The following is a 26,597-nucleotide window of genomic DNA, read 5'->3' on the forward strand; positions in this document are numbered from 1 at the left end:
ACTCGCTATCTGACGCAGATAGCGATCGGAATAGTTCATAGCGAAGCTCCTCTACAACTCTGGCTTCAATTCCTGTTTCGTTCTGCCCGTCAGTACCGGCGAAACCGATGCGATGCAGGCGCCGCTCCGCTACTGGACCTCGTCGCCGTCCTGGAAACGGTCGTAGACCGTGTCGCAGGCTTGGCACATGAATTTGTGGCCGACGGGGAAGAGCTTTTGCTGACCGCAGCAGGAGCAGATCTCGCTCAGGTACGAAGTTTGTGGAGAGACGGGATCTGACGACAAGATCTCCCGAACTTCGTCGGCGATCTTTTGGACCCGAGCCGCAACCGCCGGTCTCGCCAGCTCCTCCTGCACCTGCTCGAAGTAGATGCGCGCGGCAGTCAAGCTCACGCCGGCCTGTACGGATACCTCGTCCGCCGAGGAGAGTACGCGCGCGGTGGAGTCGTTGATAAGGAAAGCCCCGCCGAAGACCATGGCTTGGTGCTCGGCAGACTTGAACTTTGGGATCCAGTGCGGCGTCACGTTCCCCATGCGACGCCGTGGAAGCGTCGCTCCCTTTAACAGCTGATCGATGTGAAGAACGGCGTGGCCGAGCTCATGGGCAATGGTGTACCGCGCATAGCCGTCACCCATGAAGGCCTTGTGGCGGATCCACCTTGGAATCTTCACGACGATGCATGTGCCGTCGTAAGTGGTCAGTCCAGAATCGTCTGGGAGTTCGGCATTGGACACGACTTCGAACCTGAACGGTTTTTTCCCACGAACGGTCCAGATCTCGTTGACCGATTCGAGGTCGAGAGGATCGACCCGCTCGGAGTTCTCCCACCCCAGAAAGCTGCGCAGGGCATTCGCATGCCCGAGGACTTCGAGGTCCCGCAGCGGATCGACTATGAAATCGTCACTCGGCATCGAATTGACCTCGTCGAAACGAACAATTCTTCAAATCAATGGTGCCTCGGGGCACCTGGCCTTGGGCCGGTTTATGTGTCGCCGGCGAGAGTCCAATCAGGCCTCCCGCCGGCCGGACACCCCGCGATTTAGCGGGGAATCCGTGGATTTGCGGGCCCGCGATCGCGGGCATCACAGTGGTAGTCGCGGGTTTTCTTTCGTGAAAACTACATCCGGGCGGCTTGCGCTATTGGTATCAGCTGCACCCCGTCGTGCTGCCGCACGTATCGCACTTCATGCACGTGCCATTCCGCACCAGCGTGAAGTTGCCGCACTCGCTGCACATCTCGCCCTCATAGCCCTTGGCTTTGGCTTCCGCGCGGCGCTCGGCCTTGCTGGGCACTGCGACTTGCGCGCTGCCGGCCTTGCTCCATTGCAGGGCCTCTAACTTTTCGGTGGGCGAGAGGTCGTGGGTCGCTTCCTGCTTGAGCGCGACCGCGCCTTCCAGGACGTCGCCGGCACGGCCTGCGCCGTGGGAGGCGAGCGAGGTGACCTTGCTGCCGCCCGCCGGTGCGCTGTCGTTGCCTTGCGCGACCGCGGTCGAGCCGCCGCGCATCACCACAAGGTTGTCGGTGCGGGAGCGGGTGAGGCCGCGCGACACCAGCTTGGAGGCGCGCTGGCCGTGATCATCAGGCTCCTTGCCTTCCTCGACGCCCTTGCCGAGCACGTCGAACCCGGTCTCGCTGGGATCGACATGGGCGAGGTCGAAGCGGCTGAGATAGCTCACCGCCAGCTCGCGGAAGACGTAGTCGAGGATCGAGGTCGCGTATTTGATGCTGTCGTTGCCCTGCACGGGGCCCGCCGGCTCGAAGCGGGTGAAGGTGAAGGCGTCGACATATTCGTCGAGCGGCACGCCGTACTGGAGACCGAGCGACACCGCGATGGCGAAGTTGTTGATGAAGGAGCGCAGTGCGGCGCCTTCCTTGTGCATGTCGATGAAGATCTCGCCGATACGGCCGTCGTCATACTCGCCGGTGCGCAGATACACCTTGTGGCCGCCGACGACCGCCTTCTGGGTGTAGCCCTTGCGGCGATCCGGCATCTTCTCGCGCTCGCGCATCACGATGATGCGCTCGACCAGCTTCTCGACGATCTTTTCCGAGACCTGGGCGGTGCGGGCCGCCATCGGCTTGTCGTAGAGATGCTCGATCGCATCGTCCTCGTCCTCGTCGTCGGCGATGAGCTGCGAGTTGAGCGGCTGGCTGAGCTTGGAGCCGTCGCGATAGAGCGCGTTGGCCTTCAATGCGAGTTTCCACGACAGCATGTAGGCGGACTTGCAGTCCTCCACCGTGGCGTCGTTCGGCATGTTGATGGTCTTGGAGATCGCACCCGAGATGAAGGGCTGCGCCGCCGACATCATGCGGATGTGGCTCTCGACCGAGAGATAGCGCTTGCCGACCTTGCCGCAGGGGTTAGCGCAGTCGAACACCGGATAGTGCTCGGCCTTGAGGTGCGGGGCACCTTCCACGGTCATCGCGCCGCAGATGTGGACGTTGGCCGCCTCGATCTCGCGCTTGGTGAAGCCGACGGCCTGGAGCAGGTCGAAGCCGGGGGCCGCGATCGCCTCTGCGCCGATGCCGAGCTGGTCGCGGATGAAGTCCTCGCCAAAAGTCCATTTGTTGAAGGCGAACTTGATGTCGAACGCGGTCGGCAGCGCCTTTTCGACCTTGGCGATGGCTTCGTCGGTGAAGCCCTTGGCCTTCAGCGTCGAGGCGTTGATGCCCGGCGCGTTGGAGAGCGAGCCGTGGCCGACGGCGTAGGCCTCGATCTCCGCGATCTCGCTCTCGCGATAGCCGAGCGCGCGCAGCGCTGCGGGGACCGCGCGGTTGATGATCTTGAAGTAGCCGCCGCCGGCGAGCTTCTTGAATTTCACCAGCGCAAAATCAGGCTCGATGCCGGTGGTGTCGCAATCCATCACGAGGCCGATCGTGCCGGTCGGCGCGATCACCGTGGTCTGGGCGTTGCGATAGCCGTGCTTCTCGCCGAGCTCGAGCGCCGCATCCCAGGCCGCTTGCGCATGGGTGACGAGGTCGGTCTGCGGGCAGGACACCAAGTCCATCGGCACCGGATTGACGCTGAGCGCCTCGTAGCCGTTGGACTGGCCATGGGCGGCGCGGCGGTGATTGCGGATCACGCGCAGCATGTGCGCGGCGTTCTTCTTGTAGCCGGGGAAGGTGCCGAGCTCGGACGCCATCTCGGCCGAGGTCTTGTAGGTGATGCCTGTCATGATCGCGGTCAGCGCGCCGGCGATCGCGCGGCCTTCCTTCGAGTCATAAGACAGGCCCATGGTCATCAGGAGGCCGCCGATATTGGCGTAGCCGAGGCCGAGCGTGCGGAACTCGTAGGAGAGCTCGGCGATCGACTTCGACGGGAACTGCGCCATCATCACCGAGATTTCGAGCACGATGGTCCAGAGCCGGCAGAGGTGCTCGTAGCCTTCGACGTCGAAGCGCTTGGAGGGGATGTCGTAGAACGTCAGCAGATTGGCGGAGGCGAGGTTGCATGCCGTGTCGTCCAGGAACATGTATTCCGAGCACGGATTGGAGGCGCGGATGTCGCCGGACGCCTTGCAGGTGTGCCAGTCGTTCATGGTGGTGTTGAAGTGCAGGCCCGGGTCGGCCGACGCCCAGGCGGCGTAGCCGATCTTTTCCCAGAGGTCGCGCGCCTTCAGCGTCTTGGTGATCTTCTTGGTGGTGCGCCCGACGAGATTCCAGTCGCCGTCGGTCTCGACCGCGCGCAGGAAGTCGTCCTTCAGCGACACCGAATTGTTGGAGTTCTGGCCTGATACCGTGAGGTAGGCTTCCGAATCCCAGTCGGTGTCGTAGACGTCGAACTGGATGTCCTTGTAGCCTTGCTTGGCGAACTGGATGACGCGCTTGATGTAATTGTCAGGCACGAGGCTGCGGCGCGCGAGCTTGATCTCGCGGCGGAGCGCCGGGTTCTTCTCGGGGTCGAAGCAATCGTCACCCGAGCCTTCGCAATTGACGCAGGCCTTCAGCACCGCCTTGAGGTGCTTCTGGTTGATCTTGGATCCGGTGACGAGAGCGGCGACCTTCTGCTCCTCCTTCACCTTCCAGTCGATATAGGTCTCGATGTCGGGGTGATCGACGTCGACGACGACCATCTTGGCGGCGCGGCGCGTGGTGCCGCCCGACTTGATCGCGCCGGCGGCGCGGTCGCCGATCTTGAGGAAGCTCATCAGGCCGGACGAGCGGCCGCCGCCGGAGAGGCGTTCGCCTTCGCCGCGCAGGCGCGAGAAGTTGGAGCCGGTGCCGGAGCCGTATTTGAACAGGCGGGCTTCGCGGACCCAGAGGTCCATGATGCCGCCCTCGTTGACGAGGTCGTCACCGACGCCCTGGATGAAGCAGGCGTGCGGCTGCGGGTGCTCGTAGGAGGATTTCGACCGGGTCAGCTTGCCGGTGAAGGGGTCGACGTAATAATGGCCCTGGCCGGGGCCATCGATGCCATAGGCCCAATGAAGCCCGGTGTTGAACCATTGCGGCGAGTTCGGCGCGACCATCTGCATGGTCAGCATGTAGCGGAGCTCGTCGTAGAAGGTCTGGGCGTCCTCGTCGGAGGAGAAGTAGTTGCCCTTCCAGCCCCAATAGGTCCAGCAGCCGGCGAGACGGTCGAACACCTGCTTGGCCGAGAGCTCGCTGACATAGCGCTCCTTCTCGGGCAGGAGGACGAGCGCCTCGGTGTCGGGCACGGAGCGCCACAGGAAGGAGGGAACGGATTCTTCCTCGACCTTCTTCAGGCGCGCGGCAACGCCGGCCTTGCGGAAGTACTTCTGGGCGAGGACGTCGGAGGCGACCTGCGACCACGCGGTCGGCACCTCGACATTGTCGAGCTTGAACACGACCGAGCCGTCGGGATTCCTGATCTCCGACGTGGTGAGCCGGAACTCGATGCCGGCGTAAGGTGACTGTCCCGAAGTGGTGTGGCGCCGCTCAATCCGCATGGTCTTGCCCCGTCCTATCTTTGACCGGACCGCCTCCGTTCAGGCGTACCGGGTCATCATTTCATTTCGCGGTGCTCGAGGCCGCCTGGCCCTTGGCATCGCAGTTCAGCCGGTAGACCCGGCCCATTTTCTCCCGACGCGATTCCTCGATGCGCGCACCGATCATCCGCCGGCACGTCCAGACCCATCCGCCCCAAAGGGATGAGCCCGACATGCGTTCAACGCCCCACAACGTCACGTCTTCAACCATTGCCATCCGGGCCTGTTTCCAGCCCGTTCAGGCGCCCGAAAAGTCCGCTCTCGCCGGGCAGACAAGCCCGTATCCCGCTGCCTTTGTCTGGCTTGGCGGAGTGCTGTTTTGCAGACCCTTTGGGGGAGTGCCGGCGGGACGCAAACACACTCGCGCCGAACGGATCGAAAACTAGGACTCTCCGTTGCGCCCGTCAAGAACTAGTGCGAGTTCCTGAATCAAATACTAAATATGGTGGATTGTGGGGGATAACAGGGGGCAGGCCCGCGCCTGTTGTTGAGCCAAGTATCAGTGAGTCCTCAGGGATTCCCAACCGAAAAAATTTCCATCTTGGGGCGCCGCTGAGGCTTCACCCCGCTGTTCACAGGGCAGGTATATTTTTGAATGGCGGGCTTGCCTCCGGGGGACTCACGTAGGGCTACGGAAGGTGAGGGCAGGCATTCCCGCCGGGGTGGTGGTGGGAGGGGCGAATCCGCGCCAAGCTCGATCAGATTTTGCCGGACTACCCACATGCTTGATTCGACTCGGCCGGTGCTGCGAGCGCGCATCGCCCCGGCCGGCCTGATGTTCCTCGCCATCACCTCGGTGGGCTGGGGCTTCAACTGGCCGGTGACGAAATTCCTGTTGTCCGAGCTGCCGCCGCTGACCTTGCGCGGGGTGACCGGCGTGCTCGGCGCGGTGCTGCTGGCGGCGTTGGCGCTGATGCGCGCTGACAGCCTCAGCGTCCCGCGCGCGATCTGGCCTCGGCTCGTCACCGCCGCGCTCCTCAACGTCACCGGCTGGATGGTGCTGATGGGCCTGGCGCTGCTGTGGCTGCCGGCGAGCGAAGCCGCGCTGATCGCCTACACCATGCCGGTCTGGGCCTCGCTGATCGCCTGGCCGGTGCTGGGCGAGCGGCCGACCTTGTTGCGCACCATCGCGTTGGTGATGGCCTTTGCCGGCCTCGCCTCGATCATGGGCGGCAACGGCTTTGCCGCCACCGCGGACAAGCTGCCGGGCATCGTCATGGCGCTGTGCGGCGCGCTCGGCTTCGCGCTCGGCACTGTGTTTTCGAAGAAGTACCCGATCCGACTGCCGCCGATCACGGCCGCGGCCTGGCAGATCGGGATCGGCTGCCTGCCGATCACGATCATCGGCCTCGCCGTCGAGACCACGCATCTGGAGCTGGTGACGCCGGTCGGATGGTGGCTCCTGGTCTATTCGACCGTGGTGCAGTTCTGCATCGCCTATGTCAGCTGGTTCGCTGCCCTTGCGCGCCTGCCGGCCTCGGTCGCCGCGATCGGGACCATGGCAGTGCCTGTCATCGGCGTCGTGGCATCCGCGATCGCGCTCCACGAGCCGCTGGGCGCGGGACAGATCGCAGCACTGATCTTCACGCTGGCGGCGGTGGTGCTGGCGACGCGGTAATAGGATGCGGACTCATGAAGCGGCTGGCCGCCTGATGTCCGGTTTACCGCGAACATCGGCCTCGACTGCTGCGTCTTCTGCAGCCTTGCTGCGGCTGACGATTTCGAACATGTGAAGGCGGCGAGCTTTCAAAGTTCCGCTCCCCGTGGGATGTTGGGACCATGAATCTGCGGCGAGTGCTCAGAGTTGCGTTCGCGGTCTTGGTGACCGTCGGTTTGACGTTGGCGCCCTTGGCGGCGCCGGCGGCCGCTGCGCAAGCTCGTCTTGACGGCATGAGCGACATGTCGATGTCGGCCGACATGCCCTGCTGCCCCGACGACCAGAAGAGCAATGACTGCCTGGACTGCCCGCTGCTTGCGATGTGCGTTCTGAAGACGACCCAGGCGGGACCCTCCGCGGCCGTCGCTTTGCCGCTGCGACACGCGATCCGGACCACCCACTCGGTGGCGGACGATTTGGTCGGCGACGGTTTGGTCCGTCCACCTCCCGACCAACCCCCTCGAACCCTGGCCTGAGCGGCGCTTGACGCCGATCGCGTCCGTGCGCCTCGCGCGCGCGGATGACGCGCGCCGCCTCGGCGGCGAATTCAGGACATCGAGGATACAACATGAAGACGTCTACCTTCGCGCGCGCCGTCCAGGCCGCGTTGATCGCTGCGGCCATCGGCGGCGCAAGCTCGGCCGCATTGGCCGACATCAAGGACTATAAGTTCGAGCTCGTCGACCAATCGGTGCAGGCCGGGCCAGACAAGGTCGTCACCGTCCGGCTCGTGAACACCAAGACCGGCAAACCGGTGCCGGATGCGGTGATCTTCGCCAGCCGTTTGGACATGGCTCCGGACGGCATGCAGGAGATGGCGACCAAGGTCGCGCCCATGCCGGGGACGGAGCCGGGCACGTACCGCTTCAAGGCGACCTTCGGCATGGCGGGGCGGTGGCAGCTTTCGCTCGGAGCCAAGGTCCAGGGCGAGACCGGCACCGTCGAGAACAAGCTCGTCATCACGGCGCAGAAGTGACCCGCCCCATCGCAGCAAGCCTGGCCGCCGCGTTGATCGCGGCGGCGGGCATCGCGTTCGTCGTCGCCGGCCCGCAGCGGCCGACGGCGCGAATCGCCGCCGTGATCGGCCCCGCTGCGGCCGAGGAGAGCGGCGCCGCGATCTACTACCAGGATCCGGACGGCAAACCGTCGTACTCGCTGGTGCCGAGAAAGACCCGGGATGGCCGGGATTTCCGCGCGGTGCCCGCAGGCGCCGACGTCAGCTTCGACGACGAGCAGGTGGCAGCCCCGCCGCCGGCGACACCGGCCGGCGCCTCCGGAGAGCGCAAGATCAAATACTACCGCAATCCCATGGGCCTGCCGGACACATCGCCGACGCCGAAGAAGGATTCGATGGGAATGGACTACATCCCCGTCTACGAGGGCGACGACAGCGACGACGGGTCGATCAAACTCTCGCCCGGCAAGATCCAGCGGGCCGGCGTCAAGTCGGAGCCCGCAGCGATGCGCGTGATCCGGACCGTCATCAGGGCGCCGGGCACGATCGCGCTGGACGAGCGGCGGATCTCCGTCGTCGCCATGCGGGCGGAAAGCTTCATCCTGAAGGTCGCCGACGTCACGACCGGATCTCACGTGATCAAGGGGCAGCCGCTGATGGAGGTCTACAGCCCATCCGTCTCCTCTGCTGCCGCCGAGTACCTCACCACCATCACCTCGAAGACGACCAGCGGCGACGTTCAGTATGGCCGTGGATCGCGCCAGCGCCTGATGAATCTGGACGTGCCCGATGCTGCGATATCGGCGATCGAGAAGAGCCGGACCGTGCCGACGTCGATCGGATGGAGTTCGCCGCGCGACGGCATCGTGCTGGAGCGCAACGCCATCGAGGGCATGCGCGTCGAGCCGGGCGGCGTCCTGTTCCGGATCGCTGACCACTCGATGGTGTGGGCCCTGATCGACGTCGCCGAACGCGACCTCGGCATGATCGCCACGGGCCAGCCCGTCACGGTCAAGGCGCGGAGCTTTCCGGGACGGGAGTTCACGGGAAAGGTCCAGGTCATCTACCCCGAGATCAACAAGGAGACCCGGACGGCGCGCGTGCGGATCGAACTGCAGAATCCGGACCTGATCCTGCTGCACGACATGTACGTCGACGCCGACATCGACACCGGCAGCGGCGATGCCGTCCTCGCAGTGCCGGAGAGCGCGGTGATGGACACCGGCAGCCGGCAAGCCGTTTTCGTCGATAAGGGCCAGGGTCGGCTGGAGCCTCGTGAGGTCAGGCTCGGCCACCGGGGCGGCGGCTTCGTGGAGGTCCGTCAGGGTCTCGCGGAGGGCGAGGCCGTGGTGGTCTCGGCGAATTTTCTGATCGATGCCGAAAGCAACCTGAAGGCAGCGCTGAAGGGCTTTACCGAGGGGGCGCAGCAATGATCGCGCGTCTCATCGCCTGGTCCGCCCGCAACCTGCTGCTGGTCCTGTTCGGGACCGGCTTCGCCGCCGCGGCGGGGCTGTACGCGCTTCTGCATCTGCCGCTCGATGCCATCCCGGATCTCTCGGACACCCAGGTCATCGTCTACACGGAGTACCCGGGCCAAGCCCCGCAGGTGATCGAGGACCAGGTCACCTATCCGTTGACGACGGCGATGCTGACCGTGCCGAAATCGAAGGTCGTGCGCGGCTTCTCTTTCTTCGGCGTCTCCTTCGTCTACGTCATCTTCGAGGACGGCACCGACATCTACTGGGCGCGCTCGCGCGTGCTGGAATTCCTCAACGGCGCCAGCGCGCGCCTGCCTGCCGGCGTGAGCCCCACGATCGGCCCCGACGCGACCGGCGTCGGCTGGGTCTACCAGTATGCCGTGATGTCGAAGGAGCTGAATCTCGCCGACACCCGCACCATCCAGGACTGGAATCTGAAGTTCGCCCTGGCGAAGGCCGAGGGTGTCGCCGAGGTTGCGAGCGTCGGCGGCTTCGTCAAGCAGTACAACGTGATCCTCGATCCGCAACGCATGCGCGACCGCGGCATCACCATGCAGAAGATGCGCGATGCCATCCGCGCCAGCAATGCCGACGTCGGCGGCCGGACCGTCGAACTGTCCGAGTTCGAGTACGTCATCCGCGGCAAGGGCTACATCAAGTCGACCAACGACCTCGGCGACATCGTCCTGAAGACGAACAACGGGACGCCGGTGCTGCTGCGCGACGTCGCGCGTGTCGAACTGGGCCCCGACGAGCGGCGCGGCATCACGGAGCTGAACGGCGAGGGCGAGGTCGCCAGCGGCATCGTACTACAGCGCTTCGGCGTCAATGCGCTGGAGGTGATTGAGAACGTCAAGAAGCGCTTCCGGGAGATCGCCTCCAGCCTTCCGAAGTCGGTCGAGATCGTGCCGGTCTACGATCGCTCCAACCTGATCTACGCGGCCATCGACACGCTCAAGCACACGCTGTTCGAGGAAAGCGTCGTGGTCGCGCTGGTCTGCATCGTGTTCCTGCTGCACGTCCGTAGCGCCCTTGTCGCGATCCTGATGCTGCCCATCGGGGTCTTGATGGCGTTCGGCGCCATGAAGCTGCTGGGCTTAGGCTCCAACATCATGAGCCTCGGCGGGATCGCGATCGCGATCGGCGCCATGGTCGACGCGGCCATCGTCATGATCGAGAACGCCCACAAGCACCTCGAACGCGCCGAGCCGGGAAAGCCCAGGATCGACGTCCTGATCGCCGCCGCCTCGGAGGTGGGGCCTGCACTTTTCTTCAGCCTGCTGATCATCACTGTGTCCTTCATGCCGATCTTCACGCTGGAATCGCAGGAGGGGCGGTTGTTCAGCCCGCTGGCGTTCACGAAGACGTTCTCGATGGCGGCCGCTGCGCTCCTGTCGGTGACGCTGGTGCCGGCTCTGATGGTGATCTTCGTGCGCGGGCGGATCGTTCCGGAGCACAGGAATCCGATCAACCGCGTCCTGATCTGGATCTACTGCCCGGTGATCAAGGGCGTCATGCGCGCCAAGACGCTGGTGGTGGTGCTCGCGCTCGCCATTCTGGCCGTGAGCATCTGGCCGGCGCGACAACTCGGTACCGAGTTCATGCCGAACCTCAACGAAGGCACGCTGCTCTACATGCCGACGACGCTGCCGGGCATCTCGGTCACGAAGGCCGGCGAACTGATGCAGACCCAGGACCGGATCATCCGCTCGTTTCCGGAAGTGGCCTCGGTCTACGGCAAGGCAGGGCGCGCCGCGACGGCGACCGATCCGGCACCGTCCGAGATGTTTGAGACGGTGGTCAACCTCAAGCCCAAGCAGGAGTGGCGGCCCGGTGTGACCATCGATGGACTGATCGCCGAAATGGACAAGGCACTGCAGTTTCCTGGGGTCTCCAACGCCTGGACCATGCCGATCAAGGCCCGCATCGACATGCTGTCCACGGGCATACGAACGCCGATCGGCGTCAAGGTGATCGGGACCGACCTGGTCGAGATCGATAAGCTCGCCAAGCAGATCGAGCAGGTCCTCAAGGCCGTGCCGGGCACCTCATCGGCCTACGCCGAGCGCGGTATCGGCGGCTACTATCTGGAAGTCACCCCGGACCGTGCCGCGCTGGCGCGTTACGGCATCATGGTCCAGGACGTTCAGGACACGATCGCGACTGCACTCGGCGGCCAGACCGTGACCACGACCGTGGAAGGGCGGCAGCGCTTTACCGTGAACATGCGCTATCCGCGCGATCTGCGCGACAATCCGCAGGCCATCGCCAACGATGTGTTGGTGCCGATGCCCGCCGGCGGCGCGGTACCGCTCGGCGAGGTCGCGAAGGTCGCGCCGGCGCGCGGGCCGACCTCGATCCGGACCGAGAACGGCCAGCTCGCGACCTACATCTACGTCGACATCCGCGATCGCGACCTCGGGGGCTACGTCGCGGACGCTAAAGCCTCTGTGCAGGCCAGCATCAAGTTTCCGCCGGGCTACTACGTGATGTGGAGTGGTCAATACGAATATCTGGAGCGCGCAACCGCGCGGCTGAAGATCGTCGTGCCCGTGACGCTGCTGATCATCTTCCTGCTGCTGTACCTGAACTTTCGTTCGATCGCGGAGACGATGATCGTGATGCTCTCGCTGCCGTTCGCGCTGGTCGGCGGGCTTTGGCTGATGTGGTGGTTGAGCTTCAACCTTTCAGTGGCGGTCGCCGTTGGCTTCATTGCGCTCGCTGGCGTCGCCGCAGAGACCGGCGTCGTCATGCTGATCTATCTCAATCAGGCGCTGGCTGAGACCGCGGCCAGGCGTGCCGCCGAGGGGCGGGCCCTGACCCGCCGCGACCTCTATGACGCCATCATGGATGGCGCGGTGGAGCGCGTACGCCCCAAGATGATGACAGTCGTCGCGATCATGGCGGGCCTGCTACCGATCATGTGGAGCAGCGGGACGGGCTCGGAGATTATGCAGCGCATTGCGGTGCCAATGATCGGCGGGATGATTTCGTCGACCCTGCTCACGCTGATCGTCATCCCGGCCATATTCGGGCTTGTAAAGGGTATTGGCTTGCCAGGTGACGAACAGGGATGTTTTGGGCTGGCCAAGGTGACCGACAAACGAACAGGAGAGCGGGGCAGATTGCAGCACTGATCTTCACGCTGGCGGCGGTGGTGCTGGCGAGGCGGTGGGGCCATTACTCCGCGGCGACAATCCGCACCAGCTTGCCAGCCGGGGCGACGTCCTGCCGCCGGCCCAGCCAGACCTGCCAGGCCTGCGCGGCCAAAGCGAGGGAGCAGATGCCCCAGAACACCGGATATTCGTATCCGCCCGTGTTCCAGGTCCAGCCAAAGCCCTTCACAGTCTGGAGCGAATAGACCGCCACGGCCATCAGCCCGACCGAACCGAGCGCGGCGAAGCGCGTGCAGATGCCAAGCGTCAGCGCAATGGCGACCGACAATTCGGCCGCGGCGGCGACGTAGACCCAGGCCTCGGGCGGCGACAAGCCAGCAGACGCGAAGAACTTGACGATGGCCGGATTGAGAACGCCGAAGCCGACGAACTTTCCGGCGACGTGAGGAAGATAGAAGGCGCCGCACGCGATGCGAATGACGTTGTCCATTCGCATGAGGTCGAAGTTGTCTGCTTTGATCCGGAAATCGTCGGGCGCTATGAACATGGCTGCTCTCCTTTCGAACAAGCCTAAACGTCGAAGCGGCAGACGTCCTTGATGCAACTCAAGTCGAGGCTTTCGCAAATGCCTGGGACGGACGCGAAGAAATCGCCGGCCAGGAAAGCTGCGCGATTAGCCTGGCCGAGCTGCGCAAGATCCGATGCGACTGGATCAGTCGAGAAGTGTGAGTGCTGCCGGTGACGACATCGTCGGGATCTCCTGCCTGTTATCTTGCGTCACGGATATCGACCAACTGACGTATTCCGGCGAGCCAACTCCGCTGCCGCTCGATTCCGGCCCTCAATTCGCTTGCGGTTCCGGCAAGCACGTTGTGCCCGCCGGCTTCGAGCTTGCGACGAACCTCGCTGTCTGCACAGATGGCGGCAACGTCGGCCGCAATCCGCGCCTTTACGATCTCCGGCATGTTGCGGCCGCCATAGATTCCGGCGAGACCATCGATCTCGAGTTCGGGGTAGCCAAGCTCGCGCACGGTTTTCACCTCAGGCAATAGCGCAGCTCTGCTTGGATTGATCACCGCCAAGAAGTGCGCCTTGCCGGTTTGCACGGGAGATTGGGATGCCGTCAGCGAGGTGACAAGCACCTGGATTCTGCCCTCTCCCAGATCGGCTTGCGGCTGAGCTCCGTCGCGATAGCTCACATAGTTCATCGAGAGCGAGTGACGCTTGAGAAAGCCCGCAAACACGTATCTCGGCAGCGTGGGAGCCGAAGCCCAGGCATACTTGCCGGGCTGCGCCTTGAGGACGTCGATTAATTCCGGGATGGTACCGACGCCAATGCCGTTGCTAACCGTGAGAGTGAGAACGATCGATGTAGTGGAGGCGATCGGCAGCAGATCGCGATCCACATCATAAGGAAGCTTGTCGATCAGCAGCGGCGCGACCGTCACCGAACCGATTACAGTATAGAGCAGGGTGTGATCGTCCTGCGCTGAAACGAACGCGCCGACGCCGATTGTCCCTTCGGCACCCGTTCGATCTTCGACGATCACCGGTTTGCCCCACCGTTTGGACAACGCATCCGCGAAAATACGTGCTGCCGCGTCGTTGGCGCTGCCTGGAGGAAACGTCACCACGATCTTCACAGCCCGCTCGGGCCATTCGGCCATGGCTGCCTTTGGCAGCACAGGCGTCAGGCTGCAAAGCAGCAACATCAACAAAGTCCAGCGCTGACGACGCATGACATTCTCCTCAAGACACAGGATATGAGCCGGACCGCTTTGGTTACAAAACGAGGCAGCCGTCGACTGACGACTTCGAAACGCCTAGCCCGTCGGGAGCCCGGCGACATGTCGTTAAAGCTGGCTTCCTCATCACGCTTCCTCGACAATGCAAATTCTGGGATGCAGCGTAGGCACCAGGGCCGGTCGCGTCGAGAAGCTTTGACGAACTTCAGTCGTGAGTTAATATCACGAATACGGGTACCGCCAAGCTTGTGAGGTTTCGTCTTGAATCGCGGCCGTCGCCTCGAAATGCTGATCTGCGCCGCCGACAGCGGCAGCTTTGCTGCGGCGGCACGGATCATGGAGCTGACACCGTCGGCGGTCAGTCGCGGTATCGCCGAGCTGGAGCGCGAGCTTAAGGTCCCCTTGTTCAACCGGACGACGCGTCAGCTCAAGCTCACCCAGGAAGGGATCGACGTCTATCGCAGGGCCGTGGACATTGTTGCCCGCATTACCGAGCTAACAGAAGGCTACACGAAGAGGCATGGGCGGATCAGCGGAATTGTGCGGGTAGGCGTGCAGGCGCCTCTCGCTCGCTATGTCCTGATGCCGAGGCTGGCCAGTCTGAACGATCGATACCCCGAGTTGCTCGTCGAGACGCGGCTGACCCAGGATCCCCGCGACATGCAGTCTGAAAACCTCGACGTTCTGCTGCATGTCGGCGAACCTCCGCCGTCCCGGCTGGTGGCGCAGCGGCTCGGTCAGGGTAAGCCGGCCGCGTATGCCTCGCCGGACTATGTCCGTCGTTTCGGCGCACCGGAGCAGCCTGCCGACTTCGTCAATCATCGCTGTCTGCTGTTTCGTCCAGCTTGGTCGATTGGTTCCGTCGACCATTGGAAATTCGAACGCAATGGGATGCTCGAAACGATCCAAATCCGACCTTCGTTCGTCACACCGGATCGCGAAGGCCTGATCGTGGCGGCCTGTGCAGGCGTCGGCGTCATCTACATGGCCTGCTTCGATCCGACTTTCCTGACGTCGGGTCGGCTCACGCGACTGCTGCCGGAATGGTCATGCCCGCCAAGCTTCGGCATTCATCTTTTATACCGGCGTGGCAGCGCCGGCATTCCGCGCGTGGCGGCATTCTTGCGCTTCATGCGCGAGGCGTTTGCCGAGTTCGATCCTCATGAGCTCACGGTGCTTCATGCCAACACGGGGCAAAACCCCGTGCATCGCCGCGGTTGGTAAGGACCTGAACTCTGGGGCTGAACCCGATCGGCATCGATCGACGGCCAGTTCTAGCTAAACTCCTGCTGTCCGAAGCCGTTGCTCAGAGAGAAGCATCATACCAGAAGGCCACTCGCGGGGAGATCTCCTATGTTGCCGGCGGGCGCAGTGGACTTTCCGCCTTCTTCCGGTCAGTCGGGTCGTGCAGCGGGCCGGCCGACCGGCTTCGCCTCGGACGGGATTGCCAACCCTGCCCAAAGGCGATCCAGTCTGCACCAGGAAGCTGAACAGGCCATAGAACATTCCCGGCATTTATTCACCGCTCCGACGCAGACCTGTACAGCGGAATGACCGCAAGGGTCCACAAGCGAGAATGCCAACGAGCAGCTCCTTGCTCGAGCCTCACAGCGCAAGGAACGGGTGGAGTTATCTCGCTTCAGGCGCTTGGCAGGCGCCGAGTAAGGAGCTGCCGGCGAGCCTTCTTCAGATCGGTCGCCAGTTTTATTTTCTCTCTCAAAACGAGGATTTCGGAATATTCCTTTTGGATCTCTGGGCGGGTGCGGAGTGCTTCAAGCTGCTGGGCGGTCAGTTTCAATATCGCGGCAATATGCGTACTCTGGATGTGGTGCATGGCAATCAAATCCGCTGTTGGAAAAACGGAACGATACAGCGAACTGCGGTGCGGCGTCGCTGGAAATAAACAGCCAGCCTTACTGTCGTTTTTTGCAGCGCGTCACTGCCCTCGTCAGGTAGGGGGCTGCCGTCTGCTGAAAATGAATTTCTTGACTGCATCAATCGTGCGAGCAAGTTGTCGCGGCCGGCGCCTACGCGGCGGAGTGACTAGCACAACGAAGAGCACGTTCAGCAGCAGCCAGCAGCCGACCGCGATGAAAATGTACTTCATAACTCCTCAAGGGTGCCCTCGGAAGAGCACTGCAAGAAGAGCGGCAGCAACGACCGCCAGCCAGATCATCGAAACAACGAAGCCGGCGAAATGCCAATCTACGTCGCGGCGCCTGGGCTGCATTGTGTCTCCTTCCGGAGGCCGTGCGTCGTCGTCTCAGCGGCCTCTATCGTCCTTGCCGTTGGGGCTGCCGTCTCCGCCGCCGTTGCCCCAGCCGTTGTTACCGTGATGGTGATGGTCGTGGTGGACCGCGCCTGCGCCCGACTTCGCGATTGCATCCGATGTGAGGGATGTCGACAGGAGTAGGGTGATGGCTGGAGGCGTCACCGCCGCGAACCTTCCGCAGGTTTTTAAGAACTCGCGACGGTCGTCCTGATCCGGCATGCGTTTTCTCCGTCCAGAGGTAAGCCCAAAAATTAAATCACAATAACTAAATTAAATCAATTTAATTTGGTTCCAGAAGAAAGCGGCCCGCCGACTCGTCCACTCCTTTAGGGGCAGCTCGACGCGCGAGAGTCCGCTGTGGTCACAAGCCGCGGATCACGCCCAAGGTGGGAGCTTCCGCTTTGCCTTGGTAAGCCCGACGTTTACGAGGTCACGTCCTAGGCGAGAGCGGCTTCGACCGTTCGGCTCGGCGTCAGGCCAAGAGCAAGTCAGGAACTGGTCCAAGCGTTGCGGATTAGCTCTGTCGCCCGGACTGAGTGCCCCTATCGAGACGGTTATGGCGAGCGAGCGCAATACATTCCTCGGCGTCGCGGCGTGCGACCTTGCTCTGCCTGTTCCGCTGACTCTTGGCGAAGCCGACATTGTCATCTTCGGAGCTGCGGATGCCACGCCGCATTTGAAGGGCAGGACGAGCCATGCCGCGAACGGCCCAGCGGCCATTCGCAATGCGTTGCGCGTTTACCAGACCGACCTTGCCAGGTGGGATTTCGACCAGGACGGAATCCTGCTCGACCCGGAGCAAATCCGGGTCGTTGATGGCGGCGATCTTGCCACGTCACCCGATGCCTCCGAGCAAAACCGGAATGCAATCAGGACGGCCACCAAAAAGATCCTGAGGTCCGGCGCGGTACCCATGCTGCTGGGCGGAGATGATTCAGTGCCCATACCGTTCTTCGGGGCGTTCGAAGACATGGGCAAGCTGACCATCCTGCAGATCGACGCGCATCTGGATTGGAAGGACCGGCGCGACGGCTCAGCACATACTTTTTCCAGTACGATGCGGCGCGCCAGCGAGTTGCCTTGGGTCGAACGCATTGTGCAGGTTGGTTTACGGGGTATCGGCGGCTCGGGCTCGCAGGAGCTCAGTTGCGCGCGGAATTGGGGCTCCAGGATTTTTACAGCACGAGAGGTCAAAAGCCGGGGCGTTCATGTCGTCCTGAGTGCCATCGAGGAAAACGCGAATTGCCTGATCACGATCGACTGCGACGGCCTGGATCCGTCCGTCATTCCGGGTGTGCTTCTGCCGCAGCCTGGCGGCCTGTCCTATTTCGACGTCATAGACCTGATCGCGGGCGTCGCCTCGAAGGCCAGAATTGTCGGTCTCGATCTGGTCGAATTGGTGCCGGAGCGTGATCTGCAGAATATTGGGGCGATCTGCGCAGCGCGGATCATCTGCAACGCCATTGGATGTGTCGCCAAGCAGAAGCGCTAGCCGACCGGCATGTTTCCGAGCGCCTTCCGGATCATCTCGGCGAGCTGGTTGCGGCGGTAGGGTTTTGTCAGGAGCATGACGCCGTCGTCGAGCTTGCCATGGTGGACGATGGCGTTGTCGGTGTAGCCGGAGGTGTAGAGCACCTTCACGCCGGGGCGGATCGTCGCCACCTTGTCCGCGAGCGCGCGCCCGCTCATGCCGCCGGGGATGACGACGTCGGTGAACAGCAGGTCGAACGGCTGGCCGGCCTGGATCAACTCCAGCGCGGCCTTGCTGTCGGGCGCGGCGACGGTCCGGTAGCCGAGGCTCTGGAGCTGCACGGTGACGAAGTTGCGCACCAGCGGATCATCCTCGACCACGAAAATGGTCTCGGCGCCGCCTTCCGCCTGCGGAGTCGTGGTGGGGGCAACCTCGGCCATGCCTTCGCCCGGCGGCAGATAGAGCTTGATCGTGGTGCCGTGGCCTTCCTCGCTGTAGATCTTGATGTGGCCGCCGGACTGCTTGACGAAGCCGTAGACCATGGAGAGGCCGAGGCCGCTTCCCTTGCCGACCTCCTTGGTGGTGAAGAACGGCTCGAACGCCTGCTGCTGCACCTCGGCCGGCATGCCGGTGCCGGTGTCGCTGACGGCGAGCATCACGTAAGGGCCGGGCCGCACGTCGGGATTGTTTTGCGCATAGGCCTGGTCGAGCACGACGCGGTGGGCCTCGAGTAGCAGCTTGCCGCCGTTCGGCATGGCGTCGCGGGCGTTGATTGCCATGTTGAGCAGAGCATTGGTGAGGCGGGACGGATCGATGTGCGCGGTCATCTGCCCCTGTTCGAGCACGGTCTCGATCTCGATCTGCTCGCCGAGAGTGGGGCGCAGCAGTTTCGCGATATCCGCAACCGCGCCGTTGATCTCGACGTTGCGCGGCTGCAGCGGCTGCCTGCGCGCAAAGGCGAGCAGATGCTGGATCAGCTCGGCGCAGCGTTCGGCGGCCTCGTCGATCAGGCGCGCCACGCGCTGGAGCTCGGGCTGCTGCTTCAGGCTTGCCACCAGCGTCTCGGTATTGCCGGAGATCACGGTCAGCATGTTGTTGAAGTCGTGCGCGACGCCGCCGGTGAGCTTGCCGATCGCATCCAGCTTCTGTGACTGGTACAATTGCCGCTCGGTCTCGCGCGACGTGGTCGCGTCGTGATAAACCAGCACCGCGCCGGAGACGTTGCCTTGCCCGTCCAGCATCGGCCGGCCGCTGATCATGAGATGGCGGGAAGGATTGCCGCTGTGCGGGCGGACGATCATCTCCATATTCTCGAACGGCTCGCCGCGCAGCACGCGTGCCGACGGCAGCTCGTCGGGCTTGAGCGGGGTGACGCCGTCGCCGTGAAACACGCTGGACAGCGCGCGCAGATTGCGCAGGTTCATGCCGGTCCGGTGCAGCAGCATGCGCTCCGCGGCGGGATTGGACAGAAGGACATTGCCTTCGGCATCGATGACCAGCACCGCCTCCGCCATGCTGTGAAACGTGCTCTGGAGCACGTTGACCGACAGACGCAGCTCGTCATGCGCGGTGACCAGATGCTCGGTGCGCTCGGCCACTGCGGCCTCGAGCTGCTGCTTGGCGGCCGTAGTCTCCAATAGCGTGCTCTTGAGTGCTCCCTCGGTGCGCCGGCTCTCACGCATCATCATCACGACCAGCAGCAGGATCACCAGCGCGCCGGCGACGTCGATGCCGAGCAGCACGATGCCGGTGCGGCGCGAATCCTGGGAGCGCGCCGCGAGCAGTCGTTCTTCCTCTGCGCTCAAATGATCGAAATTGCCCATCACCGTGTCCATGAGGCCACGGCCCTCGCCCTTGCCCTGGACCGCGGCAATCCCGGCCTGATCGTTTCCGGCGCGCAGGCGCATCACTTCGGCGGCGATCTCAATCCGGCGCAGCGCCAGCGGCTCGGTGCCCTCGAGCAGCGCGACATGTTCGGGAGTGTCGCGCACGCTGCGCTTGAGATCGGCGAGTGCCGGTGCGATCCGGGCGTGCACCGCCTGGAATTCTTCGCTGAAGCTCGGGTTGCGATAGATCTCGTAGCCGCGTGCGGCGCTCTCGGCACTGCGCATCAGCACGCGCAGGTCGGAGATCTTCTTCAGCACCTCGACTGTATGATTGACCCAGGCCGCATCGGACCGTGACTTGACGTCGAGGCCGATCGAGGCTGCGGTGATGATCAGGAGGATGGCAAGTCCAGCACCGAGAATGACGCGCTGCGTTGGGATCAAGGGGCTTCTTTCTTGTCCTTCGGCTGTGAGCCATCGCCCGGCTCGGCGATGCATTCCCGGATCGTGGTCAGCAGCGCGTCCGGCGTGAACGGCTTGCGCAGGCAGCGGGTCGCGCCGAGCTCCAGCGCCATCCGGAGGAAGTCGGGAGAGGGCGAGGCGGACGACGCGAAGGCGTAGCCGGACATCGCGATCAGCGGAACCGCCGGCGCGCGCTCGTGAAAGATGCGAATGGACTCGAAGCCGCGCATGTGCGGCATGAAGATGTCGACCAGCATCACGTCGAAATTCTGAGTTTCGAGCGCAGCCAAACCCGTTTCTCCGCCGTCAGTCAACGTGACGTCGAAGCCCTGACGTTGGAGGAGGACCTCGATGGTCGCACCGACCATCGGATCGTCATCAACCACGAGAATGCGCGGCATGACACTTCCCAGTCATCGAAGTCCCCACAGCCAAGTTGATACAGGTGAATCGCGCGTCGGGTCAATTTGGGATTAATAAGGGTGGATATGCACGGTGCGGTGAATAGAGGTCCACTCGCATCGATTGTGCGCGGCATCGCCGATGACGAAGACGAGGCGACCGACACAGGTGACGTGCCTGAATGAAAAAAGCGCCGCATCGCTGCGACGCCTTCTTCTTCAAGTGCTGCAGGTCGTGTTACGGGCAGGGATGACGCTGGCCGTCATAGCCGAGATAGGTGCCCGACGCCGGATCGTAGGACTTGTAGCGCTGCGCGCAGTAGCCCGCGGAATCGCCGCCGCTATCGGGCACGACTGCCACTGACGGTTCGTCATAGTAGCTGTCGCCATAGTAGTAGGGATCGTCATAATACCCGCCGCCGTAATAGGCGTAGGAGCCGAGTCCGCCGATCGCAGCACCCGTTGCGAAGCCGGGCCAGAAGCCGCCGCCGTGACGATGATGCCACGGACGACCACTCCAATTGCCGCTACCGCCCTGCCAGTTGCCCGCAGTCGCGACGCTGCGTGTCCCGCTGTAGGACGGCGAGAAGGCCGGTCGGCTCGCCATGCCGCCTACGAAGCTGCCACCGCCGGGACGTACCGCTGCGCCGGCGGCGAAATTGCCACCGCTGCCACCGATCCGCGCGCCGCCGAAATTGCCGCCGCCCATGCGGGCGCCGCCACCACCAAAGTGAGCCCCGCCACCACCGAAGTGAGCGCCGCCGCCGCCGAAGTGGGCACCGCCGCCACCGCCGCCAAAGTGTGCTCCGCCTCCGACCGCTGCGGCCCGACTCTGGGCGAAGCTCGGCGTCGCCAACGGGAGAACCAACGCCACTGCCGCAGCCGCGCTCAAGACTTTCAGACTTTTCATGATCAAAACTCCTTTTCCCGGAAGCAAACCCCATGAAAGGGCCGGAGTTCCTGGGATCACGGGGGTTTGCGTGCGACGAAAAGTTCTCATGGCGACGCTGTATCCGGCATGAACGGATCGCGTCCGATTTGCGGCAGCGTTCCGTGCCGGTAGACCGCATCTGCAGCGGGGCACCGCCGCCCGCGCCGAACTGGACATTTCGCCGTCCGGATGGCATCAGGACCCGACGAAGCAGGGCCCTTGCCGCATGAAACAGTTCTTCCTCAAGTTTTTCACCTGGTGGAATGGCCAGACGTTTGGCACCCAGCTCTGGACCAAGCGCTATGGCGAGCTGGTCGGCCAGGACGAGCAGGGCAACCTCTATTATCGCACCCGTGGCGGGGTGATCGACCCGACGCTCGGCTTCGAGCGGCGCTGGGTGGTCTATAACGGCTATGCCGAGGCCAGCCGTATTCCGCCGTCCTGGCACGGCTGGATGCATCACACCGTCGACGTGCCGCCGACGCAGGACAATTACCAGCCGCGCGAGTGGGAAAAGCCGCACCAGCCCAATCTCACCGGCACGGTCAACGCCTATCGTCCCTCGGGCTCGACGCTCGCCAGCGGCAAGCGGCCGAAGGCGACCGGCGACTATCAGCCCTGGACGCCGAGCTAGGCTTCCGATCCCCTCTGACTCCTTGTCGTGGGAGTGGATGCACCCGCATCCGCCTCGCTTTGCTGTGGACAACGGGAACAGCGGGGATGAGTCCCGCGCGCTGATTGCAGCCACGCGAGCGATGCGGCTCAATGGTCGCATCTTACGGAGATGGGAGACCATCGCGTTCGGTTCGGGCAACAGTTCGCGACTGTCCCGAAATGCAGCGGCCGCCGACCAGGACTCGATCGGGAGATAGGCCCCCGGTCTGGAAGCTCCGAAATCGCCCGATGAAATGTGCAGCCGCCGTAAGACAGGAAAGGCCGCTCGGGAAACCGGGCGGCCTTTTTCTGTTGGGGCTTGTGGATGTCTCGTGCCCCGGACGCAGCGCAGCGCTTCTCCAGCGATGCGCTGCAGAGCCGGGGCCCATGCATCAGCACCCGCGTGGCTTCCTGGGTCCCGGCTCTGCGGAGCGTCACTGCGTGCCGCGCCGCGTCCGGGACACGCGAGCAACTACATCACCCGTTCCGCCGCCCGTTGGACGGCTTCGAGACGGCGGACCTGGTTCGGCGCGATCCGTTGCTTGACCTGCTCCAGCACGTCGGCTGACGCAGTATCCGGCGAACCGGAATTGAACGGAGGCGCCGGATTGTATTCGATCCCGAGCTGGATCGCTTCCGCCGTCGTGCGGTCGACCAGGATCGACACCAGCGTCAGCGCGAAATCGATTCCGGCGGTGACGCCGCCGCCCGTAACGCGATTGCGGTCGATGCAGACGCGCGTCTTGGTCGGCGTCGCGCCGAACTGGCCCAGCATCTCCATCGCGCTCCAATGCGTGGCGGCGCGGTAGCCCTTCAGGAGGCCGGCAGCGCCGAGCGCCAGCGATCCCGTGCAGACTGAGGTGACATACTTGGCGCCTTCGGCCTGCCTGCGCAGGAAGTTGAGCACCTCCTCGTCATTGAGCAGATCGTCGGTGCCGCGGCCGCCGGGCACGCAGATCACATCGAGCTGCGGGCAACCGGCGAACGTCATGGTCGGTGTCAGCGTCAGCACGGTATCGCTCGGCACCGGCTCGATCCGTTTCCAGATCAGATGCAGCTTCGCGCCCGGCAGAGACGAGAACACCTGCAAAGGACCCGTAAAATCGAGCTGGGTGACGCGCGGAAACACCAAGAGACCGATCTGGAACGGGGACGACATGAGAGCCTCCAATTATGAGCTTGACGGACGCAGCCTCTCATGATGCCCTTCCGTCCAAAATGGCGTATTTCCCTCGCTTTCGGACATGACCATGATCGGCATCCTGATCTTCCCGGACTTCCAGTTGCTCGATGCGGCCGGCCCGATCTCGGTGTTCGAGATCGCGGCGCGCTGCACGGGAAAGACGGTGACCGGGATCCGCGTGCTGGCGGTGAACGCGGGGCCCGTGCGCAGCTCGTCCGGCGTCGAGATGATGGCGCGCGACTTCAAGTCGGCGAATGCGATCACGACGCTGGTTGTGGCGGGAGGCGCGGGCGTGACGGATGCCGCGCGCTGCGAGGTCACGCGTGCCTTCGTGCAGCGGCTGGCGCGGCGCGGCGTGCGGGTCGCCAGCGTCTGCTCGGGTGCCTATGTGCTGGCCGAAGCGGGTCTGCTCGACGGCCGTCGCGCCACCACGCATTGGGGACGCACGCGGGATTTCGTCGCGCGCTATCCCAAGGTGAAGTTCGAGCCGGACCAGATTTTCACGCGCGATGGCAATGTGTGGACGTCGGCAGGCATCACGGCGGGCATCGACCTTGCGCTCGCGATGGTGACGGAGGATTATGGCGAAGAGATCGCGCAACAGGTCGCGCGGCAGCTCGTGCTGTATCATCGCCGCAGCGGCGGCCAGTCGCAATTCTCGTCACTTCTGGAATTGAAGACGCCGAACGGCCGCTTCGGTGCGCTGCTATCCTGGGCGCGCGAGAACCTCGACGCCCGCTTGACGGTGGAAGATCTCGCCGACCGCGCCGGCATGAGCGCGCGGCATTTTGCCCGCGCCTTTGCCGCCGAGACCGGCACGACGCCCTCGAAGGCCATCGAACGGCTGCGCATCGAGGTCGCGCGCGAGCGCGTCCAGTCCTCGCGCGAGGCGATCGAGCTCGTCGCGGAGGCGACCGGCTTCGGCGATCCCGAGCGCATGCGGCGCGCCTTCATCCGCGCCTTCGGTCAGCCGCCGCAAGCGCTGCGGCGCGCGGCAAGGGCCGGGTAGGGAGAATTGATCGAGTTAGAGAGCCCGCTTGAGCGGGTGAGCAGACTTGCATAATGCCCGGTCTTCCGCCTTTTGGCCCGGAACGGACCTCGTCAAGCGAATGCACCCGTTGTAGACGATGTCTACAACACGTACCGTCGCCGATACCGATGCAAGGAACTCCAATGACTGATCGAGAAAAGATTCTGATTGCCCTTCGCGAAAAGCCCCTGAAGACTTTCGAAGTCATGAAGCGCGTGAACATCAAGAACCAGGACGACTGTCAATCGCTCCTGTTGAAGATGCGTGACGAAGGCGCCGTGAAGTTCGACATTCACAAGGGACATTGGCGTCCTGCGTGACGACATTCGCCTGGTCACCAGCGGTTCGCGACGGCAGAGCGGGCATGACTTGCGTGTTGGCAAGACTTGCGTGTTGATTCAGCCCGATGCGGCCTTGCCGCCGGTTGCCGCGGCGCCCGAGGCCTGTGCGCGCGCCGTCAAGCGCCGCGCGATCGGCATCAGCATGTAGGGCGCCAGGTGAATGGGAAACTGCGTCATCGCGAAATAGAGCCAGGTGGTGGGCGGCAGCGCGCCGGCGGTCGCGGCGAGCATCAGGCCCAGATTGCGCTGTGACACCATCAGCCCGAGCGCCAGCGCGCGCTCGTAGCCGATGCGGCGGAACAGCAGCGTGGTGACGGCGAGCAGCGTGAAATAAATCGCGAAGGCGAGCGCGGCGAAGCCGATGGTGGAGACCGGCCGGGCGACGAGATCGCTCGCGACGTCGCCCATGATCGCGGTCGCGAAGACCAGCAGGATGACGATGTTGAAGCCGTCGATCGGCTGCCTGTGACGCTGGATCGCGGCCGCGCCGAAGACCTGCCGGATCACGGTCGCCGCGAGCAGCGATGCTGCGAGGATGCCGAGCAGCTTCAAGCCCAGCGCAGGCGGCGAGATGCTGAGCATGCCGTCGAGGAACAGGCTTGCGAACAGCGATGCCGTGAACGGCACCAGCGCGGTCGCGCTCACCAGCGTGACCAGCACCAGCGTGGCGTCGAGGCCCATCAGCGCGGCCAGCGCCGGCGCGGCCATCATCGGCGAGGCCATGCTCTGCAGCATCAATGCCAGGGCAAGGTCGGGCGCGCGCGCCGTGAGCCCGGTGACATGGACGATCAATCCGACGATCACAGGCACGCCGATCATGGTCCAGGCGCTCGCGGTCGCGACCAGCGCCGGCCGACGCAGATGACTGTAGAGTGCGGCGAGATCGACCCGCATGAAGGAGATGCAGAGCAGAACGAAGATCGCCTCGGTGACGAAGGGGCGCAGCAACGCCCCGAGCGGCGGCACCGCGAGCGCAATGAACACGACGGCCGCCACCGCGCGGGTGCCCTGGCCGCCAAGCCATGTCAGCCCGCGCAGGGGGAGGGCGAATATGCTTTGAAGAACGGGCGGCATGGGAGCGGCGTCTCAGCCCAATCCTTTCAGCCACGTGCCGATCTCGCTCACGGCGACATTGGCCTCTCGCAGCAATTTTCCCATGGTGAAGAAGCCGTGGAACTGGCCGGGATAATACTTGGTAGCCACGGGCACGCCCGCTTGCCTCAGCCGCTCGGCATATTCGTTGCCTTCGTCGCGCAGGGGATCGGCACCGGCGGTGAGCACATAGGCCGGCGGCAGGCCGGCCAGGTTCGTCGCCCGTGCCGGCGAGGCGCGCCAGTCGTGGATATCGGCGGCGCCGTTGAGATAATGGTCGCGGAACCAGCGGATCACCGAATGCGTCAGCAGCACGCTGGTCTCGGGCTCGCTGTGGGAGCCGTGCGTCATCGCGAAATCGGTCGCCGGGTAGATCAGCAACTGGCCCGCGATGGCGGGACCGTTGCCATCGCGCGCGGCGAGCGCGACGACTGCGGCGAGATTGCCGCCGGCGCTGTCGCCACCGATCGAAAGCCGGGAGGCGTCGATGCCGAGTTCGCGCGCGTTGGCGGCGACCCATTTGGTCGCGGCGATCGCGTCATCGATGGCGGCGGGAAATTTGTGCTCGGGCGCGAGGCGGTAGTCCACCGAGATCACGATCAGCGCGCCAGCGTCGGCGAGCTGGCGGCAGACGACGTCATGGGAGTCGAGATCGCCGATCACCCAGCCGCCGCCGTGGAAGAACACCAGCGCCGGGGACAAGCCATCATGCCGGCGCGGCTCTTTCGGAACATAGAGGCGTGCGGGAATGGCGCCGTGCGGTGCCGGGATCGACAGCGGCGTGATGCGTGCGAGGTCCGGTGGCTCGGGATTGGTCGCAAAGCGCGCCTGCGCGTAATAGGCCCGCGCTTCCGGCGCGGTCAGGCTCTCGTAGGCGGGCCGGCCGGCCTCCTGGAAGGCCTTGTAGACGGCGGCGGCATCGGGATCGAGCACAACGGGCATGGGAAGCGACCTTGCGGGTTTCTGATTGTTCGTTGGACGTCGTTTTCGGGGGCGATGCCCGCCTGACCCCTGGGAGGAGTGCTCGACTAT

23 protein-coding genes are annotated in these 26,597 nt (G+C 64.1%); 10 read left to right on the forward strand and 13 right to left on the reverse strand.

The window, feature by feature from the left end; translation table 11 throughout:
• Positions 1-129: 129 nt before the first annotated feature.
• The 3 genes from AC0L3A_RS05200 to AC0L3A_RS05210 form a co-directional block, all read right to left on the reverse strand.
• Positions 130-912 carry a hypothetical protein gene (locus tag AC0L3A_RS05200; RefSeq protein WP_473253770.1) on the reverse strand — a complete coding sequence of 261 codons (783 nt, stop codon included), beginning with the start codon at positions 910-912 and terminating at the stop codon, positions 130-132.
• Positions 913-1,147: 235 nt separating this feature from the next.
• Positions 1,148-4,912, reverse strand: a complete 3,765-nt coding sequence (locus AC0L3A_RS05205; protein WP_473253771.1) for a vitamin B12-dependent ribonucleotide reductase — start codon at positions 4,910-4,912, stop codon at positions 1,148-1,150.
• Positions 4,913-4,973: 61 nt separating this feature from the next.
• The gene (locus tag AC0L3A_RS05210) at positions 4,974-5,168 is read right to left on the reverse strand and encodes a hypothetical protein (protein WP_219683924.1); all 195 of its coding nucleotides are present in this window, start codon (positions 5,166-5,168) and stop codon (positions 4,974-4,976) included.
• 504 nt (positions 5,169-5,672) lie between these two features.
• On the opposite strand from AC0L3A_RS05210, the gene AC0L3A_RS05215 reads away from it, so the two are divergent.
• The 5 genes from AC0L3A_RS05215 (at position 5,673) to AC0L3A_RS05235 (ending at position 12,178) form a co-directional block, all read left to right on the forward strand.
• Entirely contained in the window at positions 5,673-6,569 is an 897-nt protein-coding gene (locus AC0L3A_RS05215) for a DMT family transporter (protein ID WP_007591662.1), read from the forward strand.
• 161 nt (positions 6,570-6,730) lie between these two features.
• Positions 6,731-7,084: a hypothetical protein gene (locus tag AC0L3A_RS05220; protein WP_473253772.1), complete on the forward strand. Its 354-nt coding sequence runs from the start codon at positions 6,731-6,733 to the stop codon at positions 7,082-7,084.
• A 92-nt stretch (positions 7,085-7,176) separates the two neighbouring features.
• On the forward strand, positions 7,177-7,584 hold the full coding sequence (locus tag AC0L3A_RS05225; RefSeq protein WP_007591658.1) for a FixH family protein: 408 nt from the start codon (positions 7,177-7,179) through the stop codon (positions 7,582-7,584).
• Complete coding sequence (locus AC0L3A_RS05230) at positions 7,581-8,996, forward strand: efflux RND transporter periplasmic adaptor subunit (RefSeq protein ID WP_473253773.1); 1,416 nt, start codon at positions 7,581-7,583, stop codon at positions 8,994-8,996. The genes AC0L3A_RS05225 and AC0L3A_RS05230 overlap by 4 nt, the downstream gene beginning before the upstream one ends.
• Positions 8,993-12,178, forward strand: a complete 3,186-nt coding sequence (locus AC0L3A_RS05235) for an efflux RND transporter permease subunit (RefSeq protein ID WP_473253774.1) — start codon at positions 8,993-8,995, stop codon at positions 12,176-12,178. Before AC0L3A_RS05230 ends, AC0L3A_RS05235 begins: the two co-directional genes overlap by 4 nt.
• A 43-nt stretch (positions 12,179-12,221) precedes the next feature.
• On the opposite strand, the gene AC0L3A_RS05240 is transcribed toward AC0L3A_RS05235, so the two are convergent.
• Both AC0L3A_RS05240 and AC0L3A_RS05245 read right to left on the reverse strand, forming a co-directional pair.
• Positions 12,222-12,704, reverse strand: a complete 483-nt coding sequence (locus AC0L3A_RS05240) for a DoxX family protein (protein WP_007591652.1) — start codon at positions 12,702-12,704, stop codon at positions 12,222-12,224.
• Between the two features lie 220 nt (positions 12,705-12,924).
• The gene (locus tag AC0L3A_RS05245) at positions 12,925-13,896 is read right to left on the reverse strand and encodes a Bug family tripartite tricarboxylate transporter substrate binding protein (protein ID WP_473253775.1); all 972 of its coding nucleotides are present in this window, start codon (positions 13,894-13,896) and stop codon (positions 12,925-12,927) included.
• A 267-nt stretch (positions 13,897-14,163) separates the two neighbouring features.
• On the opposite strand from AC0L3A_RS05245, the gene AC0L3A_RS05250 reads away from it, so the two are divergent.
• Complete coding sequence (locus AC0L3A_RS05250; protein ID WP_473253776.1) at positions 14,164-15,126, forward strand: LysR family transcriptional regulator; 963 nt, start codon at positions 14,164-14,166, stop codon at positions 15,124-15,126.
• A 415-nt stretch (positions 15,127-15,541) separates the two neighbouring features.
• Here AC0L3A_RS05250 and AC0L3A_RS05255 read toward each other — a convergent pair whose 3' ends face one another.
• A complete protein-coding gene (locus tag AC0L3A_RS05255) occupies positions 15,542-15,736 on the reverse strand; it encodes a hypothetical protein (protein WP_219683931.1) in 195 nt (64 codons plus the stop codon).
• Positions 15,737-16,165: 429 nt separating this feature from the next.
• On the reverse strand, positions 16,166-16,393 hold the full coding sequence (locus AC0L3A_RS05260) for a hypothetical protein (RefSeq protein WP_007591641.1): 228 nt from the start codon (positions 16,391-16,393) through the stop codon (positions 16,166-16,168).
• A gap of 337 nt (positions 16,394-16,730) precedes the next feature.
• Here AC0L3A_RS05260 and AC0L3A_RS05265 point away from each other — a divergent pair, with 337 nt between their 5' ends.
• Positions 16,731-17,666, forward strand: a complete 936-nt coding sequence (locus AC0L3A_RS05265; RefSeq protein WP_473253777.1) for an arginase family protein — start codon at positions 16,731-16,733, stop codon at positions 17,664-17,666.
• On the opposite strand, the gene AC0L3A_RS05270 is transcribed toward AC0L3A_RS05265, so the two are convergent.
• The 3 genes from AC0L3A_RS05270 to AC0L3A_RS05280 all read right to left on the reverse strand — a co-directional run bounded on the left by AC0L3A_RS05270 (position 17,663) and on the right by AC0L3A_RS05280 (position 21,244).
• Positions 17,663-19,915 carry a CHASE3 domain-containing protein gene (locus tag AC0L3A_RS05270; protein WP_473253778.1) on the reverse strand — a complete coding sequence of 751 codons (2,253 nt, stop codon included), beginning with the start codon at positions 19,913-19,915 and terminating at the stop codon, positions 17,663-17,665. The two genes, AC0L3A_RS05265 and AC0L3A_RS05270, sit on opposite strands and share 4 nt — an antisense overlap.
• The gene (locus AC0L3A_RS05275) at positions 19,912-20,334 is read right to left on the reverse strand and encodes a response regulator (protein ID WP_007591637.1); all 423 of its coding nucleotides are present in this window, start codon (positions 20,332-20,334) and stop codon (positions 19,912-19,914) included. The genes AC0L3A_RS05270 and AC0L3A_RS05275 overlap by 4 nt, the downstream gene beginning before the upstream one ends.
• 238 nt (positions 20,335-20,572) lie before the next feature.
• Complete coding sequence (locus AC0L3A_RS05280; RefSeq protein ID WP_473253779.1) at positions 20,573-21,244, reverse strand: BA14K family protein; 672 nt, start codon at positions 21,242-21,244, stop codon at positions 20,573-20,575.
• 247 nt (positions 21,245-21,491) lie between these two features.
• On the opposite strand from AC0L3A_RS05280, the gene AC0L3A_RS05285 reads away from it, so the two are divergent.
• Positions 21,492-21,899: an NADH:ubiquinone oxidoreductase subunit NDUFA12 gene (locus tag AC0L3A_RS05285; protein ID WP_473253780.1), complete on the forward strand. Its 408-nt coding sequence runs from the start codon at positions 21,492-21,494 to the stop codon at positions 21,897-21,899.
• A gap of 492 nt (positions 21,900-22,391) precedes the next feature.
• Here AC0L3A_RS05285 and AC0L3A_RS05290 read toward each other — a convergent pair whose 3' ends face one another.
• Positions 22,392-23,078: a DJ-1/PfpI family protein gene (locus tag AC0L3A_RS05290; RefSeq protein ID WP_007591634.1), complete on the reverse strand. Its 687-nt coding sequence runs from the start codon at positions 23,076-23,078 to the stop codon at positions 22,392-22,394.
• Positions 23,079-23,169: 91 nt separating this feature from the next.
• Here AC0L3A_RS05290 and AC0L3A_RS05295 point away from each other — a divergent pair, with 91 nt between their 5' ends.
• Together AC0L3A_RS05295 and AC0L3A_RS05300 are read left to right on the forward strand one after the other, a co-directional pair.
• The gene (locus tag AC0L3A_RS05295) at positions 23,170-24,111 is read left to right on the forward strand and encodes a GlxA family transcriptional regulator (RefSeq protein ID WP_007591632.1); all 942 of its coding nucleotides are present in this window, start codon (positions 23,170-23,172) and stop codon (positions 24,109-24,111) included.
• A 164-nt stretch (positions 24,112-24,275) separates the two neighbouring features.
• Positions 24,276-24,452, forward strand: coding sequence for a hypothetical protein (locus AC0L3A_RS05300; RefSeq protein WP_007591624.1), 177 nt, complete (start codon positions 24,276-24,278; stop codon positions 24,450-24,452).
• Positions 24,453-24,530: 78 nt separating this feature from the next.
• Here AC0L3A_RS05300 and AC0L3A_RS05305 read toward each other — a convergent pair whose 3' ends face one another.
• A complete protein-coding gene (locus tag AC0L3A_RS05305; protein WP_219682591.1) occupies positions 24,531-25,547 on the reverse strand; it encodes a bile acid:sodium symporter family protein in 1,017 nt (338 codons plus the stop codon).
• A gap of 12 nt (positions 25,548-25,559) precedes the next feature.
• Positions 25,560-26,507, reverse strand: coding sequence for an alpha/beta hydrolase (locus AC0L3A_RS05310; protein ID WP_219682592.1), 948 nt, complete (start codon positions 26,505-26,507; stop codon positions 25,560-25,562).
• Between the last annotated feature and the right edge of the window lie 90 nt (positions 26,508-26,597).

It is taken from the genome of Bradyrhizobium sp. MI1.3, from assembly GCF_055811695.1.

Bases quoted from the DNA above. Each gene is read 5' to 3' on its own strand.
- AC0L3A_RS05200 (WP_473253770.1), bottom strand. From the start codon at position 912: ATGCCGAGTGACGATTTCATAGTCGATCCGCTGCGGGACCTCGAAGTC.
- AC0L3A_RS05205 (WP_473253771.1), bottom strand. From the start codon at position 4,912: ATGCGGATTGAGCGGCGCCACACCACTTCGGGACAGTCACCTTACGCC.
- AC0L3A_RS05210 (WP_219683924.1), bottom strand. From the start codon at position 5,168: ATGGCAATGGTTGAAGACGTGACGTTGTGGGGCGTTGAACGCATGTCG.
- AC0L3A_RS05215 (WP_007591662.1), top strand. From the start codon at position 5,673: ATGCTTGATTCGACTCGGCCGGTGCTGCGAGCGCGCATCGCCCCGGCC.
- AC0L3A_RS05220 (WP_473253772.1), top strand. From the start codon at position 6,731: ATGAATCTGCGGCGAGTGCTCAGAGTTGCGTTCGCGGTCTTGGTGACC.
- AC0L3A_RS05225 (WP_007591658.1), top strand. From the start codon at position 7,177: ATGAAGACGTCTACCTTCGCGCGCGCCGTCCAGGCCGCGTTGATCGCT.
- AC0L3A_RS05235 (WP_473253774.1), top strand. From the start codon at position 8,993: ATGATCGCGCGTCTCATCGCCTGGTCCGCCCGCAACCTGCTGCTGGTC.
- AC0L3A_RS05240 (WP_007591652.1), bottom strand. From the start codon at position 12,704: ATGTTCATAGCGCCCGACGATTTCCGGATCAAAGCAGACAACTTCGAC.
- AC0L3A_RS05245 (WP_473253775.1), bottom strand. From the start codon at position 13,896: ATGCGTCGTCAGCGCTGGACTTTGTTGATGTTGCTGCTTTGCAGCCTG.
- AC0L3A_RS05255 (WP_219683931.1), bottom strand. From the start codon at position 15,736: ATGCACCACATCCAGAGTACGCATATTGCCGCGATATTGAAACTGACC.
- AC0L3A_RS05260 (WP_007591641.1), bottom strand. From the start codon at position 16,393: ATGCCGGATCAGGACGACCGTCGCGAGTTCTTAAAAACCTGCGGAAGG.
- AC0L3A_RS05265 (WP_473253777.1), top strand. From the start codon at position 16,731: ATGGCGAGCGAGCGCAATACATTCCTCGGCGTCGCGGCGTGCGACCTT.
- AC0L3A_RS05275 (WP_007591637.1), bottom strand. From the start codon at position 20,334: ATGCCGCGCATTCTCGTGGTTGATGACGATCCGATGGTCGGTGCGACC.
- AC0L3A_RS05280 (WP_473253779.1), bottom strand. From the start codon at position 21,244: ATGAAAAGTCTGAAAGTCTTGAGCGCGGCTGCGGCAGTGGCGTTGGTT.
- AC0L3A_RS05285 (WP_473253780.1), top strand. From the start codon at position 21,492: ATGAAACAGTTCTTCCTCAAGTTTTTCACCTGGTGGAATGGCCAGACG.
- AC0L3A_RS05290 (WP_007591634.1), bottom strand. From the start codon at position 23,078: ATGTCGTCCCCGTTCCAGATCGGTCTCTTGGTGTTTCCGCGCGTCACC.
- AC0L3A_RS05295 (WP_007591632.1), top strand. From the start codon at position 23,170: ATGATCGGCATCCTGATCTTCCCGGACTTCCAGTTGCTCGATGCGGCC.
- AC0L3A_RS05300 (WP_007591624.1), top strand. From the start codon at position 24,276: ATGACTGATCGAGAAAAGATTCTGATTGCCCTTCGCGAAAAGCCCCTG.
- AC0L3A_RS05305 (WP_219682591.1), bottom strand. From the start codon at position 25,547: ATGCCGCCCGTTCTTCAAAGCATATTCGCCCTCCCCCTGCGCGGGCTG.
- AC0L3A_RS05310 (WP_219682592.1), bottom strand. From the start codon at position 26,507: ATGCCCGTTGTGCTCGATCCCGATGCCGCCGCCGTCTACAAGGCCTTC.